Annotated in this window: 18 protein-coding genes and 1 riboswitch; of the genes, 8 read left to right on the top strand and 10 right to left on the bottom strand. The window is 71.5% G+C overall.

Features of this window, described 5'->3' with window-relative positions:
• Nucleotides 1-33: 33 nt before the first annotated feature.
• The 3 genes from H489_RS28115 to H489_RS36840 are packed head-to-tail and all read left to right on the top strand — an operon-like array spanning nucleotide 34 to nucleotide 2,120.
• On the top strand, nucleotides 34-603 hold the full coding sequence (locus H489_RS28115; RefSeq protein WP_017887095.1) for a hypothetical protein: 570 nt from the start codon (nucleotides 34-36) through the stop codon (nucleotides 601-603).
• Nucleotides 604-662: 59 nt separating this feature from the next.
• Nucleotides 663-1,736 carry a redox-regulated ATPase YchF gene (ychF, locus tag H489_RS28110; protein WP_017887094.1) on the top strand — a complete coding sequence of 358 codons (1,074 nt, stop codon included), beginning with the start codon at nucleotides 663-665 and terminating at the stop codon, nucleotides 1,734-1,736.
• 12 nt (nucleotides 1,737-1,748) lie between these two features.
• The gene (locus tag H489_RS36840) at nucleotides 1,749-2,120 is read left to right on the top strand and encodes a hypothetical protein (protein WP_017887093.1); all 372 of its coding nucleotides are present in this window, start codon (nucleotides 1,749-1,751) and stop codon (nucleotides 2,118-2,120) included.
• Here H489_RS36840 and H489_RS28105 read toward each other — a convergent pair.
• The 4 genes from H489_RS28105 to H489_RS28090 all read right to left on the bottom strand — a co-directional run bounded on the left by H489_RS28105 (nucleotide 2,092) and on the right by H489_RS28090 (nucleotide 4,788).
• Nucleotides 2,092-2,565 carry a helix-turn-helix domain-containing protein gene (locus tag H489_RS28105; protein WP_017887092.1) on the bottom strand — a complete coding sequence of 158 codons (474 nt, stop codon included), beginning with the start codon at nucleotides 2,563-2,565 and terminating at the stop codon, nucleotides 2,092-2,094. The genes H489_RS36840 and H489_RS28105 overlap by 29 nt on opposite strands.
• Before the next feature lie 99 nt (nucleotides 2,566-2,664).
• Nucleotides 2,665-2,952, bottom strand: a complete 288-nt coding sequence (locus tag H489_RS28100) for a hypothetical protein (RefSeq protein ID WP_017887091.1) — start codon at nucleotides 2,950-2,952, stop codon at nucleotides 2,665-2,667.
• 271 nt (nucleotides 2,953-3,223) lie between these two features.
• Nucleotides 3,224-3,835, bottom strand: coding sequence for an HD domain-containing protein (locus tag H489_RS28095; protein WP_017887090.1), 612 nt, complete (start codon nucleotides 3,833-3,835; stop codon nucleotides 3,224-3,226).
• 176 nt (nucleotides 3,836-4,011) lie between these two features.
• On the bottom strand, nucleotides 4,012-4,788 hold the full coding sequence (locus tag H489_RS28090) for an isocitrate lyase/PEP mutase family protein (protein ID WP_017887089.1): 777 nt from the start codon (nucleotides 4,786-4,788) through the stop codon (nucleotides 4,012-4,014).
• Between the two features lie 112 nt (nucleotides 4,789-4,900).
• Here H489_RS28090 and H489_RS28085 point away from each other — a divergent pair, with 112 nt between their 5' ends.
• Nucleotides 4,901-6,088: a MalY/PatB family protein gene (locus tag H489_RS28085; RefSeq protein WP_040419655.1), complete on the top strand. Its 1,188-nt coding sequence runs from the start codon at nucleotides 4,901-4,903 to the stop codon at nucleotides 6,086-6,088.
• A gap of 104 nt (nucleotides 6,089-6,192) precedes the next feature.
• Here the strand turns inward: H489_RS28085 and H489_RS28080 are convergent, their stop codons facing one another.
• Both H489_RS28080 and H489_RS28075 read right to left on the bottom strand, forming a co-directional pair.
• Nucleotides 6,193-6,378: a hypothetical protein gene (locus H489_RS28080; RefSeq protein WP_017887087.1), complete on the bottom strand. Its 186-nt coding sequence runs from the start codon at nucleotides 6,376-6,378 to the stop codon at nucleotides 6,193-6,195.
• Between the two features lie 56 nt (nucleotides 6,379-6,434).
• Nucleotides 6,435-6,923: a GNAT family N-acetyltransferase gene (locus H489_RS28075; protein ID WP_017887086.1), complete on the bottom strand. Its 489-nt coding sequence runs from the start codon at nucleotides 6,921-6,923 to the stop codon at nucleotides 6,435-6,437.
• A 68-nt stretch (nucleotides 6,924-6,991) separates the two neighbouring features.
• Here H489_RS28075 and H489_RS28070 point away from each other — a divergent pair, with 68 nt between their 5' ends.
• Nucleotides 6,992-7,876: a LysR substrate-binding domain-containing protein gene (locus tag H489_RS28070; protein ID WP_017887085.1), complete on the top strand. Its 885-nt coding sequence runs from the start codon at nucleotides 6,992-6,994 to the stop codon at nucleotides 7,874-7,876.
• Between the two features lie 46 nt (nucleotides 7,877-7,922).
• On the opposite strand, the gene H489_RS28065 is transcribed toward H489_RS28070, so the two are convergent.
• Genes H489_RS28065 through H489_RS28050 form a run of 4 tightly spaced genes read right to left on the bottom strand, consistent with a single transcriptional unit; the run spans nucleotide 7,923 to nucleotide 9,819 of the window.
• Nucleotides 7,923-8,177: a hypothetical protein gene (locus H489_RS28065; RefSeq protein ID WP_017887084.1), complete on the bottom strand. Its 255-nt coding sequence runs from the start codon at nucleotides 8,175-8,177 to the stop codon at nucleotides 7,923-7,925.
• On the bottom strand, nucleotides 8,174-8,656 hold the full coding sequence (locus H489_RS28060) for an FBP domain-containing protein (RefSeq protein WP_017887083.1): 483 nt from the start codon (nucleotides 8,654-8,656) through the stop codon (nucleotides 8,174-8,176). Before H489_RS28060 ends, H489_RS28065 begins: the two co-directional genes overlap by 4 nt.
• A 37-nt stretch (nucleotides 8,657-8,693) precedes the next feature.
• Nucleotides 8,694-9,431 carry a M48 family metalloprotease gene (locus tag H489_RS28055; protein WP_017887082.1) on the bottom strand — a complete coding sequence of 246 codons (738 nt, stop codon included), beginning with the start codon at nucleotides 9,429-9,431 and terminating at the stop codon, nucleotides 8,694-8,696.
• Between the two features lie 13 nt (nucleotides 9,432-9,444).
• Nucleotides 9,445-9,819, bottom strand: coding sequence for a BlaI/MecI/CopY family transcriptional regulator (locus tag H489_RS28050; RefSeq protein ID WP_031259691.1), 375 nt, complete (start codon nucleotides 9,817-9,819; stop codon nucleotides 9,445-9,447).
• Between the two features lie 96 nt (nucleotides 9,820-9,915).
• Nucleotides 9,916-10,035: riboswitch (glycine riboswitch) on the top strand.
• Between the two features lie 151 nt (nucleotides 10,036-10,186).
• On the opposite strand from H489_RS28050, the gene gcvT reads away from it, so the two are divergent.
• The 3 genes from gcvT to gcvP are packed head-to-tail and all read left to right on the top strand — an operon-like array spanning nucleotide 10,187 to nucleotide 14,632.
• Nucleotides 10,187-11,332 carry a glycine cleavage system aminomethyltransferase GcvT gene (gene gcvT, locus H489_RS28045; RefSeq protein ID WP_031259689.1) on the top strand — a complete coding sequence of 382 codons (1,146 nt, stop codon included), beginning with the start codon at nucleotides 10,187-10,189 and terminating at the stop codon, nucleotides 11,330-11,332.
• Nucleotides 11,333-11,336: 4 nt separating this feature from the next.
• Nucleotides 11,337-11,714, top strand: a complete 378-nt coding sequence (gene gcvH / locus H489_RS28040) for a glycine cleavage system protein GcvH (RefSeq protein ID WP_017887079.1) — start codon at nucleotides 11,337-11,339, stop codon at nucleotides 11,712-11,714.
• Entirely contained in the window at nucleotides 11,711-14,632 is a 2,922-nt protein-coding gene (gene gcvP, locus H489_RS28035; RefSeq protein WP_017887078.1) for an aminomethyl-transferring glycine dehydrogenase, read from the top strand. Before gcvH ends, gcvP begins: the two co-directional genes overlap by 4 nt.
• Nucleotides 14,633-14,910: the final 278 nt, after the last annotated feature.

Below are 14,910 nucleotides of genomic sequence, written 5' to 3'. Positions count from 1 at the left end.
CCCCTCGGCGTTGCGTGTGGCTACTCTCAGCGCATGGGGAACGACGCCGACCGACGTCCGCTCGTCCTGGTGCTCGCCGGGACCGGCTACGGGCAGCAGGCGCCGCTGCTCTGGTGGACGAGCGAGATCGCGCTCGCTGCGGGGTGCGAGGTCATCGCGCCACGATGGCAGGTCGACGACGCTGCCGGAGCCGATCCGGTCGGCTTCGTCGAGGCCGCTGTCGCCGCGGCGCTGGGGGACCGGCTGCCCGACCTCGTCGTCGCGAAGTCGTTCGGCTGCTTCGCCCTGCCCTGGGCGATCCGCAACGAGGTGCCCGGGGTCTGGCTCACTCCGGTGCTCACGCACGACGATGTGGCCACGGCGCTCGCCGCCGCGACTGACGCGCACGACGCGATCGGGGGTGGAGCCGACACCATGTGGCGGCCCGACCGTGTCTCGGGGACGGCTGCGCGCCTCCAGACCGTTGACCGTGCCGACCACTCGCTGCAGGTGCCTGGCGACTGGCGGCTCTCGCAGCGGCTGCAGGCCGACGTCTTCGACGTCGTCGAGCGCCGCATCACGGCCCTGCGGCCCCGTATGGCTGGGTCACGTCCGCTGGCCTGACGGACGGACTGGAGGCCCGGGTCGGCTCCGACAGGCCGCCGCCGGTAGGCTCTTCTTCCGTGGCTCTCACCATCGGAATCGTCGGTCTCCCGAACGTCGGCAAGTCGACCCTGTTCAACGCCCTGACCAAGAACCAGGTCCTCGCCGCGAACTACCCGTTCGCGACGATCGAGCCGAACGTCGGGGTGGTGAACCTGCCCGACTCGCGGCTCGACCAGCTCGCCGAGCTCTTCCACTCGGAGAAGACCGTGCCGGCGCCGGTGTCGTTCGTCGACATCGCGGGCATCGTCAAGGGCGCGAGCGAGGGCGAAGGGCTGGGCAACAAGTTCCTCGCCAACATCCGCGAGGCCGACGCCATCGCGCAGGTCGTCCGTGGCTTCACCGACGACGACGTCGTGCACGTCGCGAACAAGGTCTCCCCGAAGGACGACCTCGAGGTCATCAACACCGAGCTGATCCTCGCCGACATGGAGACCATCGACAAGGCGCTCCCGCGGTACGAGAAGATGCTCAAGCTCAAGCAGGCCGAGCCGGTCGTGCTCGAGACCGCTCGCGAGGCCCGTGCCGCGCTCGAGCAGGGCACGCTGCTGTCCGCCACGAAGATCGACCTGTCGCCGATCGCCGAGCTCGGGCTGCTCAGCGCCAAGCCCTTCATCTTCGTCTTCAACGTCGACGAGGCGATCCTGACCGACGAGTCCCGCAAGGCCGAACTGGCCGCGCTGGTGGCCCCCGCCCAGGCTGTCTTCCTCGACGCCCAGGTCGAGTCGGAGCTCATCGACCTCGACCCCGCCGACGCCGCCGAACTGCTCGAGTCGACCGGGCAGACCGAGTCGGGCCTCGACCAGCTCGCCCGCATCGGGTTCGACACCCTCGGGCTGCAGACCTACCTGACGGCCGGTCCGAAGGAAGCCCGTGCGTGGACGATCGGCAAGGGGTGGAAGGCTCCCCAGGCTGCCGGCGTCATCCACACCGACTTCGAGAAGGGCTTCATCAAGGCCGAGGTCATCTCGTTCGACGACCTGGTCGCGACCGGCTCGATCGCCGAGGCCCGCGCTGCCGGCAAGGCCCGCATCGAGGGCAAGGACTACGTCATGCAGGACGGCGACGTGGTGGAGTTCCGCTTCAACAACTAGACCGAGGGGCACATGAGCCAACAGTTCGCCTTCTGGCGCACGAGCGAGCGACTCGATTCCGCGCAGGTGTACGAGCGCCTGGTGGACGGTGAGCACGTCTCCGGACTCGAGGCCCTCGACCACGAGGCTGTCGAGGCCGCCCTCATCGCCGCCTTTCCGCACTGGGCCGTCGAGAAGACCCGCGCGGACGGTGCCGACCAGACGATGCTCGCCGGGCCGGGGAACCGCGGTGCGATCGATGTGAGCTACAGCCCGCAGATGGTGACCACGACCTGTTACGGCATGGACTCGGAGCAGTGGAACGTCGTCATCTCTGCGGTGGTCGACCTGGGCTTGCCGCTGTACGACCCGCAGATCAGCTACCGCTTCGACGGGTACGAGTGAAGCCGACGGACGGCCCCGGCATCCGACCGGGTAGGTCGTCGGTGAGGACGTCGACCTCGAAACCGGTGATGCGCTCGACCTCGTGCGCGAACCCACCGAGATCGAACAGCGATGCTGTGGGGGTCAGGTGGACCAGCAGGTCGATGTCACTGTGTTCCGTGTCCTGCCCGCGCACCGCGGAGCCGAAGACGCGAACGTCGTCGAGGTGGAAGCGCTTCGCCTCGTCGAGGATCGCGTCGGCGTAGACGGCGAGTGGGATGCTCGGGCGGGTGTGCGCCTCGTCGAGGATCCGCCGGAGCGACTCCTCGCGTGGCCGCTTCCGTCCGCTCTCGTACGCCGAGATGGTGGGCTGCTGCATGCCGGCGGCGGCAGCGAGACCGGTCTGCGAGAGGCCGAGGTCTTCGCGGGCAGCGCGGATCAACTCCGCAGCACGTTCGATCCGCATGGCGACCTCCCATACAGCTCTCGACTCTAGACGAGCACCGGGAACGACGAAGCGCCGCCGAGCAGACTCGGCGGCGCTTCGTGGTGGTGCTGGTCGGACCTAGGCTGCGAGGGCCATCTCGCCCGCCTGCACGGACTGTGCCTGCAGCAGGGTGCGGCTGGCCTCGCCCGCCCAGGAGCGGCCCGGGACGGTCCAGCCGGCCTCGCCGACGGCGTCGAGCCGGGTGCCCCGGGTGACGAAGGTCCCCAGGTCGTCGGCTGCGATGCGGACGAGGTACTCGCGCTGCGAGCGGTCGTCGCGCACCGGGAACTCGGCGATGCGGTCGGGGGTGATCGTCGGGGCCGCGAGTGCGGTCCCGAACACGGTGATTCGTTCGTTGCTGGTCATGGTGCTGTACTTCCTGGTCATTCGGCGCCAGGGCGACTCGGTGTCGGCGGACGTCTCAGTCCAGCGCGACGCATCGAGTGCGGGCGCGCACGTCGAGTTTCAACGTGCAGCTCGTCCGTTCGGATCGAGCGGTGTCTCGAGTGGAATGCGACTCGGGTGAGTCGGTGTCGAGAGGGTGGTGTGCGCGAGTCAGATGGGTTCGCTGCAGTGCACCAACCAGAAACTATACGCCCACCCTGCCGAGAAGTCCAGCGAGCGACCGGACCGAGCGTCAGGACGCCAGGAACGTGGCCCAGCGGTCTCCGCCGGCGGCCACGTTGCCCGAGCCGTCCAGTCGGGCCGCGGCCGAGGATGGCTTGCGCGAAGCCTGCTCGCGGATCAGCCCGTCGAACGTCGCCGAGAAGTCCAGACGGGGCAGCGCGGCCGTGACGTCCCGCAGGTCGTCCGACGACCACCTGTCGAAGCCCACGCCGGAGACGTCGAGCGAGGTCGCGACCTCGAGCAGGTGTCCCTCGGCGTCGAGCTCCGGGTCGACGGACCGCCACATGTGCCGCTCGATGATCTCCCTGACCCGACGGGCTCGCACGGCGTCCCACCCGGCGCCGAGCGCGAAGACCGATCCGACCGCGCCGCCGGCGTCCTCGAAGGGCACCCGGTGGGCGTCGAACAACGGAGTCATGCCGAGGTCGTGGAGCATCGTCGCGACGAAGAGCAGCTCGGGGTCCGGTTCGAGGTCGACCGTCGGGGCGAGCAGGACAGCCCATGCCCACGACCGCAGGCAGTGGTTGACGAGAGCCGGTTCGGACCATGCCCGCACGACGTCCAGTGCGCGCGCAGCGACGGGGGATGGCGGGGTGAGCAGGGCTTCGACGTCGACCGGCATGGCACGACAGTAGCGGCAGGAGCATGCCCCGCCAGCCCGGGTTCGCATGCCCTGGGTCGGCACACGTGCCCCGGATCGCAACGACGTGCGCATGGGTGCGGGCGGGGTGACGCGACCACGGGACGGACGGGAGGCCCGTGGCGACACTGCCACGGGCCTCCCGTCCGTCTGCTCCGTCAGTTCAGGGTCGGGGTGTCCTCCGGCACGACGCCGTCGGCGTACAGGTCGGTCGCCAGGTCGCGGAGCGCGCGCAGCGCGACCCGCTGCGTGAGCGGGCCGTAGGAGATGCGGGCGACGCCGAGCGCCTCGTACTCGGCGGCGGGCAGGGCGCCGGGCAGGCCGATGACCGAGAGCTTGCCGCGACCGAGACCGGCGACGAGCCGCTCGACCACGGAACGATCGATGGCCCCGGGCACGAAGACCAGGGCGGCGCCGTTGTCCAGGAACGCCTTGCCGCGGGCGATCGCGTCCTCGATGCTCTCGTCGATCGGGCGCTCGCCGCCGCGGGCGATCGCGTCGGTGCGGGCGTTCAGCTGGAAGTCGACACCCTCGGCCTGCGCCGCTGCGGTGATCGCGGCGACGCGGGCGACCGCCTCGTCGAAGGGACGCAGCCGGTCCTCGACGTTGGCGCCCACGATGCCCGAGCCGATGGCGCGGCGGATCGTCTCGGCGGGGTCCTGGTACCCGTCGTCCAGGTCCGCGGTGACCGGCAGGTCCGTCGCGGCGGCCACGATCGCGGCACCCGACAGGGCGAGGTCGAGGGGCATGCCGCCGTCCTCGTACCCGTACGACGCGGCGATCGAGTGACCGGCGGTCGCGATCGCCTTCGTGCCGGGCAGGTCGCTGACGACCTTCGCGGTGATCGCGTCCCACACGTTCACGACGCGCAGGATCTCGGGGGCTTCGTGCAGCTGCTTGAGGGTGACGGCCTTGTCGGCGGTACTCGTGCTCATGTCGCCGAGCGTAGGCCGACGGGGCGGCCCCCGGCCGTGTGCCTGTCCGAAGACGACGTGGGATGACGTCGGGAGTCGCGCCGGGCCTCCGGGCAGGGGCATGCTGGGACGCATGGCGAGCGACGAGCAGGACCCGGTCGGCACGCTCCGCGGGGTCCGGACGAGCATCAAGTGGACGCGGTACGCGCCCGACGTGCTGCCCCTGTTCGTCGCCGAGATGGACCACGACGTCGCGCCGGCGATCCGCCAGGCCCTGATCGAACGGGTCTCGCAGTCCGACCTCGGGTACCTCGACGGCCCCGGGCCGCTCGCACCGGCCTTTGCGCAGTTCGCGCTGGACCGCTGGGGCTGGCAGATCGACCCGTCGCGGATCCACCTGGCCACCGACGTCAGTGTCGGGATCGTCGAGTCGCTCCGGCTCGCGCTGCCCGACGGCGGCCGCGTCGCGATCACCCCGCCGGTGTACCCGCCGTTCTTCGAGCTCGTCGAAGAAGCTCGATGTCAGGTCGAGGAGGTCCCGCTGCTCGAGCAGTGGGGGCAGTACCGGCTCGACCTCGAGGGCCTCGAGCGGACGTTCGCCGACGGGGTCGGCGTGTTCCTGCTCTGCAACCCGCACAACCCCGTCGGGCTCGTGCACGACCGGGCCGACCTCGTCGCGATCGCCGACCTGGCCGCGAAGTACGACGTCCTCGTCATCAGCGACGAGATCCACGCACCCCTGACCCACCCCGGCGTGCAGTTCACCCCGTTCGCCGCCGTCGCCGAGCCCGTCGGAGCCCGGAGCGTGTGCGTGACCTCGGCGAGCAAGGGCTGGAACCTCGCCGGCGTGAAGTGTTCGGTCATCGTCGCCGGCGATCCCCGGACCGCCGCGCTCCTCGACACCCTGTGGGAGGAGGTCGCCTGCCGTACAAGCATCCTCGGGCTGCACGCGAACCTGGCGGCGTTCACCCTGGCGACGGACTGGCTCGACGACGTCGTGGCGCGCATCGTGGCGAACGACCGACTGCTCGCCAAGCTCCTCGCCGAACACCTGCCCGGCGTGGTCTACACGAGGCCGCGCGCCGGGTACCTGGCGTGGCTCGACTTCCGCGGGATCGGCCTCGGCGACGACCCCGCGGTGCCGCTGCGCGAGAACGCGTACGTCGCGCTGAACTCCGGGCTGGGGTTCGGGTCCGAAGGGCGGGGGTTCGTCCGGCTCAACCTGGCCTGTTCTCCGGCGACCCTGCGCGAGGCCGTGTTCCGGATCGCGTCGGCGTACCCGTCGAGCGCACAGGAGGGGCTGGTCTGGCACGTCGCGTGAGCGGTGGAACGGCGTCGTTGCCGGCTACACAGCACCGAGTGAACACGAGACGTCGGGTCGGCGCCACGCACTCGATGTCTTCTGCTCACTCGAGCCCGCCGGGGTCAGGCCACGTACTGGTTGCGGCCGACGACGCGGATGCGCAGGTCGTCGTCGCGGTCCATCGCGAGGAGCTCGCGGGCGACGAACCCGACGGACGGCCACCGGGAGACCTCGGTCACCATGAAGCCGTCGATGAACACCTGCCACGCGCCAGCCTCGCGGACCGCCTGCACCTCGTACGTCGCCATGCCGTGAGCGTACCGGGACCAGGCCGCCGTCCGTGCAGGTCGGTGTTGGTGCAACGTCAGTGCAGGTCGAGCGTCATGTGCACGTCGGCCCGCACGTACGGGCTCGGGGCGATCTCATCCTCGCGCAGGTGCCGGAAGCCGAACGCCTCGTACAGGTGCACGGCGCTGGTGAGCTGCGCGTTGCTCTCCAGGTCGATGCGGTGCGCTCCGAGCTCGCGGGCCCGGTCGAGTGCCGCGGTGATGAGCTTCCGCCCGATGCCGTGCCCCTGGTGGTCGGGGGAGACGGCCATCTTCACGAGTTCGAACACGCCGGGGGTGGTGGGCACGACCCCGATGCACCCGACGACCTGGTCGTCGAGACGAGCGACCAGGACGGCACCGCCCTGCTCGACGACGCGGCCGACGGGGTCGGAGAGGAACACCCGGTCCTCGTCCTCGAGGGTGAAGTACCGGGTGATCCAGGCCTCGTTGAGCGTGCGGAACGCCTCGGCGTCGGCGGGGGTGGCGAGGTCGGCGATGGTGACGGTGGAGGTCGCTTCGGGCATACATCCATCCTCGAGCGGCGATGCAGTCACGTCCAATACTCGTTCGCGCTGATTGATAGCCTGTGTGCATGGATCGAGAACCGGACGTCGACCTCCGTCACCTGCGGGCCTTCCTGGCCGTCGCCGACGAACTGCACTTCGGCCGAGCAGCCGGACAGCTGCGGATGGCCCAGCCCGCACTGTCCCAGCAGATCCGGCGGACCGAGCGCGCGCTCGGGGTCGACCTGTTCGTCCGGACCAGCCGCAGCGTCGCCCTGACCGCCGCCGGCCGGGCGCTGCAGGGCCGTGCGCGGTCGTTGCTCGGGCAGGTGCGGCGCGACCTCGACGAGACGGTCCGGGTCGGTCGGGGCGAGGTCGGTCGGCTCGACGTCGGGTTCGTGGTCTCCGCGCTGCCCCTCGGGCCGATCGAACGGGTGCAGTCGTTCCGGGAGCGCTATCCCCTGGTCCGGGTGGAGCTGACCGAGGGGTACTCGTCGACGCTGCTGGCGCGGATCGTCCGCGGCGAGCTCGACCTCGCCGTCGTCCGCGATGCCGACCCGGACCCCGCCGTGCGCCTGCTGCCGTTCCGGTCCGAGGCCTTCGTCGCCGCCGTGCCCCGCGGGCACCGACTGGCAGGCCGCGAGCGCATCCGCGGCACCGAGCTGGTCGACGAACCGTTCGTGTTCTTCCCGGCGGTCGCCGGAGCGCTGGCGACCGAGCGCAACCTGGCACCGGTCACCGCCGGTGGGCGCCGACCCGTCGTCGTGCAGGAGGCCACCACCTGGGCGACCGTGCTGCACCTGGTCGGGGTGGGCCTCGGCGTGACGGTGGTGCCGGAGAGCGCCGCGCTCGCCGCACCCGACACGGTGACGCTCCTGCCGCTCGAGGGCAGCGACCACCGCAGCGAGCTCGCGTGGGCGATGCGTGCCGACGACGACCGCGAGATCCTGCGCAACTTCGTCGCCGCGGACTGACCGAGCGGCCTCGGTGCACGGACGTGAGCCGGTCGGGCGTCCTCGTTCAGCCGAGCGACAGGACGGGCGCCCGGTGATCACCGAGCTCGTCGATGCGCCACGGCCGGGCCCCGCGCAGCGTCAGGCCGAGCTGCACGAGCACGAACCCGACGTGCGGTTCGACATCGGGGTCCCACGGGCCCTCGACCCCCAGGCCGAACGCGCCGAGTTCATCGTCGGCTTCGTCCCGCAGGGTGAGTCGCCACCGTCCGTCGCCGAGTTCCTCGACCACGGCCCAGCGGGCGGTGCCGAACCGGCTCACGCCGTCTTCATGATGTCCGCGGTGAAGTTCTGCACGCGCTGGAGCAGGGACGCACCCCGCATCGCGATGGTCGCCGGCGGGTTCAGGTGCGGCGGTGCGGTGCGGATGAGCATCGGGCAGCCGAGGTCTTCGCAGATGTACGTGCCGATGGTGTTGCCGTTGCGGCCGGACTCGCCAGCACGTGCGGCGGAGAACAGCCGGACCTGGGTCGCGGGCTGCGGGGAGTGGCAGAACGAGCACATCGCGGCGATGCCGGGGCGCAGCGACCCACCGGCGGACCGGACGACGATGCCCACGGGGCGCTCGTCGATCCAGGACACGATGTACCCGCGGCGGGCGGCCTGTGGGTCGCGCCACCCCAGGAACTCGCGCTCGTCCCAGAGGGTCTCGTGCAGGCCGGGGATGGGCAGCTGTGCGAGTTCGTCGGCTGTGGCGTTCACGAACGACGATCGGATGTCGGCTTCGGTCAGTGGCTTCACGGTGCTGACACCCTATTCCTCGCCTCCGACAGGGGCGCTACGACAGCCTGGAGGCTCGGATCGCGCCGAGCGCGCTGCTCCCGTCCGCCACCAGCACCGCCCGGCGCAGGGCGTCGCGTCCGACGCGACGGGCCGCCGCGTCGTCCGCGGCGAACTCCACGAGCACGCGCGTCGACCGCGCCATGGCGCGCGCACCGGGCACCCACGGGACCGCACGCTCGATCGATTCCGCGACCGCGACCGCAGCCGCGTGGTGCTGGGTCAGGTGGGCGCGTTCGTGGGCGACCACGGCCTCCAGTTCGTCGGTGCGCAACCGGTCTGCCAGGCCGGTGCTGACCAGGACCCCACCGCTCCGACCCGGCACGGCGCACGCCAGTGCGTGGTCCGCCTCGACGACGGCGACGGGGGTGCCGTCGATCTCGCGGTGCGGGGCGACCCCGGAACGCATCGCCTGCCGGACGGCCTCGTGTTCGGGGCCGGGGCGGACCCGGACCGCGACGACGAACGCGACGACCGCGAGCACCGCGACGCCCACGTTGAAGCCGTGCGTGGGGGAGCCGTCCCCGCCGAAGAGCTCGGTGACCGGACGGTCGGCGAGCACGACAAGGGCAATGCCGGCCACGAAGCCGACGACGCCGAGCAGGACCGCGATGGACCAGCAGACCAGCGCGGTGCGGGGCAGGTCGATCGTCCAGGCGGAACGGGTCAGGACCCGGGGCGCGAACACCACCACCGCGAGTGCGAGGACGATGAGCGCGATGCCGGCGACGACCACGGTGTGCGGCCGGTCAGGAGCGGGCGCGGGCGTCGAGGGCGCGGCGCAGGGCCTCGAGGTCGTCCGAGGCGAGCGACCCGGTGAACTGCAGCAGTGCGGCCTCGCGGTCGGTCGAGGCGGCCAGCGCACTCGACATCAGTGAGGCGGTCTGCTCGTCGCGACTGTGCACGGCGCGGAAGGTCAGGGGAGCGTCGTCGTGCTGCTCCCGTTCCACCTGGCCCTTGCGGCCGAGTCGGTCGAGCACGGTGAGCACGGTCGTCAGCGCGGGGCGGGGCTCGGGGAACGCGTCGAGGACCTGGCGTGCGGTGAGCCCGGCGTCGGCGGAGCGGAGCGCGTCGAGCACCGCCTGCTCCAGCTGCCCGCGGGGGCGCGATCGTTGTCCGGCCATCCCCGCATTCTACGAGATGTCGAAGGTTCGCTCGCGACACACGCCCGAAACGCGGCCTCGGTATGCTCGACGCGGACAACTGAACACACCGGCCGTTCATCCGTCGCGGGAGACGCCGTGCAGTACCTCTGGGTACATCGTGCCCTCGGGCGCGCGCACGGCACCGAAGGAGCAATCCCCCCGTCAATCTCTCAGGTCCCACACCGCAGCGGACAGGCCACTCTGAAAAGCAGACGCTCGGTCGTCTCGCCCACGGTGAAAGCCGCCGGACCTCACGGGCCGCGGTGAAACTCTCAGGCCCATGACAGAGGGGGAGTTCCACCCGGCGATCGTCGCCGGGCCCTGCCGATGCCAGGAGAACTCCGCCATGAGTCCGTCCCCACAGCCCACTCCGGGGCAGCGTTCGTCGCCGCTCGAAGCCGTGCACGAGGCCGCCGGTGCGACCTTCACCGACTTCGCCGGGTACCGCATGCCCGTGCGCTACTCGTCGGACCTCGCCGAGCACCACGCCGTGCGCCAGGCCGCCGGGGTCTTCGACCTGTCCCACATGGCCGAGATCGGGGTGACCGGCACCGACGCCGTCGCCTTCCTCGACCACGCGCTCGCCGGGTCCTTCGGGAAGATGCCGGTCGGTCGCGCCAAGTACTCGCTGCTGCTCGCCGAGAACGGCGGGATCCTCGACGACCTGGTCGTGTACCGGACCGACGACGACGTCTTCCTCGTCGTCGCGAACGCCTCCAACCGTGACGTCGCCGTCGCCGCGCTGACCGCCCGGGCCGACGGCTTCGACGTCGAGGTCTCCGACGACTCCGACACCACGGCCCTCGTCGCCATCCAGGGCCCCGCGGCGGCCGGCACGCTCGACGCCCTCGTCGTCGCCGACCGCCTGCAGCCCGAGACCCCGCTCGACGAGCTCGGCTACTACCGGGTGCTGCACGCGCTGTTCGACGGCGCCGACGTGCTCGTCGCGCGCACCGGCTACACCGGCGAGGACGGCTTCGAGGTCTACACCGACCCGGACACCGCCCCGGTGCTCTGGGACACGCTGCTCGAGGCCGGTGCCGACCGCGGGGTCGTCCCCGCCGGGCTCGCCGCACGCGACACCCTGCGGCTCGAGGCGGGCATGCCCCTGTACGGGCACGAGCTCGGCACCGACGTCCGTCCGGCCCAGGCAGGCCTGGGCCGCGTCGTCGCGAAGGACGGCGAGTTCGTCGGTGCTGCCGGCGTCACCCCGTCCGCGGACGCCCGCGTGCTCGTCGGCCTGGTGACCGAGGGCCGTCGTGCTCCCCGGGCCGGCTACGACGTCGTGCTCGACGGTGCGGTCGTCGGCACGGTGACCTCGGGCGCGCTCTCGCCGACGCTCGGTCACCCCGTCGCGATGGCCTTCGTCGACCCGGCTGCGCTCGCCGCCGCGTCGGACGGGGCACAGGTCCTCCACATCGACGTCCGGGGGACTGCCGTCCCCAGCACGGTCTCCGCGTTCCCCTTCTACCGCCGCGCCTCGAAAGGCTGACCCCATGACCGACCAGACCGCACTCCAGTACACGGCCGACCACGAGTGGCTGCTCGTCGAGGGCGACACCGTCACCGTCGGCATCACCGACCACGCCGCCGAGCAGCTCGGTGACGTCGTCTACGTCGAACTCCCCGCTGTCGGCACCGCCACCACCGCCGGCGACCAGATCGGCGAGATCGAGTCGACCAAGAGCGTCGGCGAGCTCTTCGCCCCGATCGAGGGCGAGGTCGTCGAGGTCAACGACGCCGTCGTCGACACCCCAGACACCGTCAACCAGGACCCCTTCGGTGCCGGCTGGCTCGTGAAGATCAAGGTCGACGGCACCTCGTTCCCCGAGGACCTGATGGACCACGACGCCTACCGGGCCTCCATCGCATGACCGCGTTCGAGAACCTCCAGACGTCCTTCGCCGACCGCCACATCGGCACCACCCCGGCCGACCAGCAGGAGATGCTCGACGTCGTCGGGCAGCCGTCGCTCGACGCCCTGGTCCGTGCCGCGATCCCGGAGTCCATCCACGTCGGGCCCGTCGCCGACTCGGTGATCCCGGCCGCAGTCGGCGAGACCGAGGCGCTCGCCGAACTCCGCGCGAAGGCCGGTCGCAACACCGTCCGACGCGCCATGATCGGTCTCGGCTACCACGGCACCCACACGCCCGCGGTGATCCAGCGGAACGTGCTCGAGAACCCGAGCTGGTACACGGCGTACACGCCCTACCAGCCCGAGATCTCGCAGGGCCGCCTCGAAGCGCTCATCAACTTCCAGACCATGGTGTCCGACCTGACCGGCATGGCCACCGCCGGCGCCTCGATGCTCGACGAGGGCACCGCCGTGGTCGAGGGCATGCTCCTCGCCCGCCGCGCCTCGAAGGTCAAGGGCGACGCGTTCCTCGTCGACGCCGACCTGCTGCCGCAGACCCGTGCGTTGCTCGACCACCGTGCCGATGCCGTGGGCATCACGCTGCGCGCGTTCGACGCCGTCGACGGCCCCAGCGACGAGCAGCTCGACGGTGCGTTCGGCGTCATCCTGCAGTACCCGGGCGCCTCGGGCCGCATCGTCGACCCGTCGTCCGTCATCGAGCGCGTCCACGCCGGTGGTGGCATCGCCGTCGTCGCCGCCGACCTGCTCGCGATGACCCTGCTCGCCAGCCCCGGCGACCTGGGGGCCGACGTCGCCGTCGGCACCAGCCAGCGTTTCGGCGTCCCGCTCGGCTTCGGCGGCCCGCACGCCGGCTACCTCGCCGTGCGCGCCGGCCTGGAGCGCCAGCTGCCCGGTCGCCTGGTCGGGGTGTCCTTCGACGCCGACGGCCAGATGGCCTACCGCCTCAGCCTGCAGACCCGCGAGCAGCACATCCGCCGCGAGAAGGCGACGAGCAACATCTGCACCGCGCAGGTCCTGCTCGCCGTGATGGCGTCGATGTACGCGGTCTACCACGGGCCCGAAGGCCTGCGGTTCATCGCCGGTCGGGTCGCACGGACCACCGGTGCGCTCGCCGCCGTGGCACGCGACGCCGGGGTGGAGGTCGTGCACGACGCGTACTTCGACACGCTCACCCTGCGGGCCGTCGGTCGCGCCGAGACGATCGTCGCGGCAGCGCAGGACGCCGGCTACCTGCTGCACACGGTGGACGCCGACACCTTCCAGCTCTCCGTCGACGAGACGACCACGCCCGACGACGTCGTGGCGCTGGCGGGCGTGCTCGGCGCGGTGGACGTGACGGTCCCCGCGACCGAAGCAGCCGTGCGCGACGCGGCCACGGGCCTCCCGTCCGCCCTGCAGCGCGAGAGCGACTACCTGACGCACCCCGTCTTCAGCGCACACCGCAGCGAGACCCGCATGATGCGGTACCTCAAGCACCTGTCCGACAAGGACTACGCGCTCGACCGCGGCATGATCCCGCTCGGCAGCTGCACGATGAAGCTCAACGCGGCGACCGAGATGGCCGCGGTGACCTGGCCGGAGTTCGCGAACATCCACCCGTTCGCACCGCGTGAGGACGTCGAGGGGTACCTCGACATGATCGGCGACCTCGAGTCGTGGCTCGCCGAGGTCACCGGGTACGACACCGTGTCCCTGCAGCCGAACGCCGGCAGCCAGGGCGAACTCGCCGGGCTGCTGGCCATCCGCGGGTACCACCAGGCTCGTGGCGACGAGGACCGGACGGTCTGCCTGATCCCGTCGAGCGCGCACGGCACGAACGCCGCATCCGCGGTGCTCGCCGGGATGAAGGTCGTCGTGGTGGCCTGCGACGAGAACGGCAACGTCGACCTCGAGGACCTCCGGGCCCGCGTCGCCGCCAACGCCGACACCCTCGCAGCGCTGATGATCACGTACCCGTCCACCCACGGCGTCTACGAGCACGACATCCGCGAGATCTGCGACGCCGTGCACGACGCCGGCGGCCAGGTCTACGTCGACGGCGCGAACCTCAACGCGCTGCTCGGGCACGCCCGCTTCGGCGACTTCGGCGGCGACGTGTCGCACCTCAACCTGCACAAGACCTTCTGCATCCCGCACGGTGGTGGCGGCCCCGGCGTGGGTCCCGTCGCCGCGAAGGCACACCTGGCGCCGTTCCTGCCCGGGCACCCGTTCGCGCAGCAGGCCGACCGGCGCTCCGGTGCGACGACGGCCGACGCCGACGACCGCCTGGCGCACGCCGGCGGGCCGGTCAGCGCGGCGCCGTACGGCAGCCCGAGCATCCTGCCCATCACGTGGACCTACGTCCGGATGATGGGGCTCGAGGGCCTCACCCGTGCGACCGAGGCCGCCGTGCTCGGGGCGAACTACATCGCGTCCCGCCTGCGCGAGGCGTTCCCGGTGCTGTACACGGGCGACGACGGGCTCGTCGCACACGAGTGCATCCTCGACCTCCGACCGCTGCGGGACACCACGGGGATCACGGTCGACGACGTCGCGAAGCGCCTGGTCGACTACGGGTTCCACGCGCCGACGATGTCGTTCCCGGTCGCGGGCACGCTCATGGTCGAACCGACCGAGAGCGAGGACCTCGCCGAGCTCGACCGCTTCGTCGACGCCATGCTCGCGATCCGGGCCGAGGCCGCAGCGGTCGAGCGCGGAGAGTGGCCGGCGGACGACAACCCGCTCGTGCACGCGCCGCACACCGCCTCGTCGGTGATCTCGGGGGAGTGGGCGCACGCCTACACCCGCGAGCAGGCCGTCTACCCGCTGCCGGGCATCAGCGGCCGGAAGTACTGGCCGCCGGTGCGCCGCATCGACCAGGCGTACGGCGACCGCAACCTGGTGTGCGCCTGCCCGCCGATCGAGGCGTTCGCCTGATCCGGTCGGGCGCCGACACCCTGTGGTGATCGTCGCCGAGTGATTCGTCGCCCGCCTCGTGCCCTGCCTCGTGCCCCGTCCGGTTCTTCCGGGCGGGGCACGGTCACATCCGGACGGAAGGTGCCGGTCTGTGTCCCGGTCCCGGTCCCGGTCTCGATCTGGGGGCCGGCCTTGCCCGGTCTGGCCCGGCCTTGCCCGGTCCGGGTGCGACTCGCCCCGGCCCGCTGCGTCGGGTGGCCACGACACCCCGCTCAGTTCCGCCGAGTGGTCACGAATCG

The sequence above is a fragment of the Curtobacterium flaccumfaciens UCD-AKU genome, from assembly GCF_000349565.1.
In the GTDB taxonomy this organism is placed as follows: domain Bacteria; phylum Actinomycetota; class Actinomycetes; order Actinomycetales; family Microbacteriaceae; genus Curtobacterium; species Curtobacterium poinsettiae.
The sequence above is the reverse complement of the archived record's forward strand: the minus strand, read 5'-3'. Positions and strand labels throughout refer to the sequence as shown.

Excerpts from the sequence above, each read along its gene's own strand:
- H489_RS28100 (WP_017887091.1), bottom strand. The coding sequence starts at position 2,952 with ATGACCAGCAACGAACGAATCACCGTGTTCGGGACCGCACTCGCGGCC.
- H489_RS28105 (WP_017887092.1), bottom strand. The coding sequence starts at position 2,565 with ATGCGGATCGAACGTGCTGCGGAGTTGATCCGCGCTGCCCGCGAAGAC.
- H489_RS28090 (WP_017887089.1), bottom strand. The coding sequence starts at position 4,788 with ATGAGCACGAGTACCGCCGACAAGGCCGTCACCCTCAAGCAGCTGCAC.
- H489_RS28070 (WP_017887085.1), top strand. The coding sequence starts at position 6,992 with ATGGATCGAGAACCGGACGTCGACCTCCGTCACCTGCGGGCCTTCCTG.
- H489_RS28050 (WP_031259691.1), bottom strand. The coding sequence starts at position 9,819 with ATGGCCGGACAACGATCGCGCCCCCGCGGGCAGCTGGAGCAGGCGGTG.
- H489_RS28075 (WP_017887086.1), bottom strand. The coding sequence starts at position 6,923 with ATGCCCGAAGCGACCTCCACCGTCACCATCGCCGACCTCGCCACCCCC.
- H489_RS28095 (WP_017887090.1), bottom strand. The coding sequence starts at position 3,835 with ATGCCGGTCGACGTCGAAGCCCTGCTCACCCCGCCATCCCCCGTCGCT.
- H489_RS36840 (WP_017887093.1), top strand. The coding sequence starts at position 1,749 with ATGAGCCAACAGTTCGCCTTCTGGCGCACGAGCGAGCGACTCGATTCC.
- gcvT (WP_031259689.1), top strand. The coding sequence starts at position 10,187 with ATGAGTCCGTCCCCACAGCCCACTCCGGGGCAGCGTTCGTCGCCGCTC.
- H489_RS28085 (WP_040419655.1), top strand. The coding sequence starts at position 4,901 with ATGGCGAGCGACGAGCAGGACCCGGTCGGCACGCTCCGCGGGGTCCGG.
- gcvH (WP_017887079.1), top strand. The coding sequence starts at position 11,337 with ATGACCGACCAGACCGCACTCCAGTACACGGCCGACCACGAGTGGCTG.
- gcvP (WP_017887078.1), top strand. The coding sequence starts at position 11,711 with ATGACCGCGTTCGAGAACCTCCAGACGTCCTTCGCCGACCGCCACATC.
- H489_RS28115 (WP_017887095.1), top strand. The coding sequence starts at position 34 with ATGGGGAACGACGCCGACCGACGTCCGCTCGTCCTGGTGCTCGCCGGG.
- H489_RS28080 (WP_017887087.1), bottom strand. The coding sequence starts at position 6,378 with ATGGCGACGTACGAGGTGCAGGCGGTCCGCGAGGCTGGCGCGTGGCAG.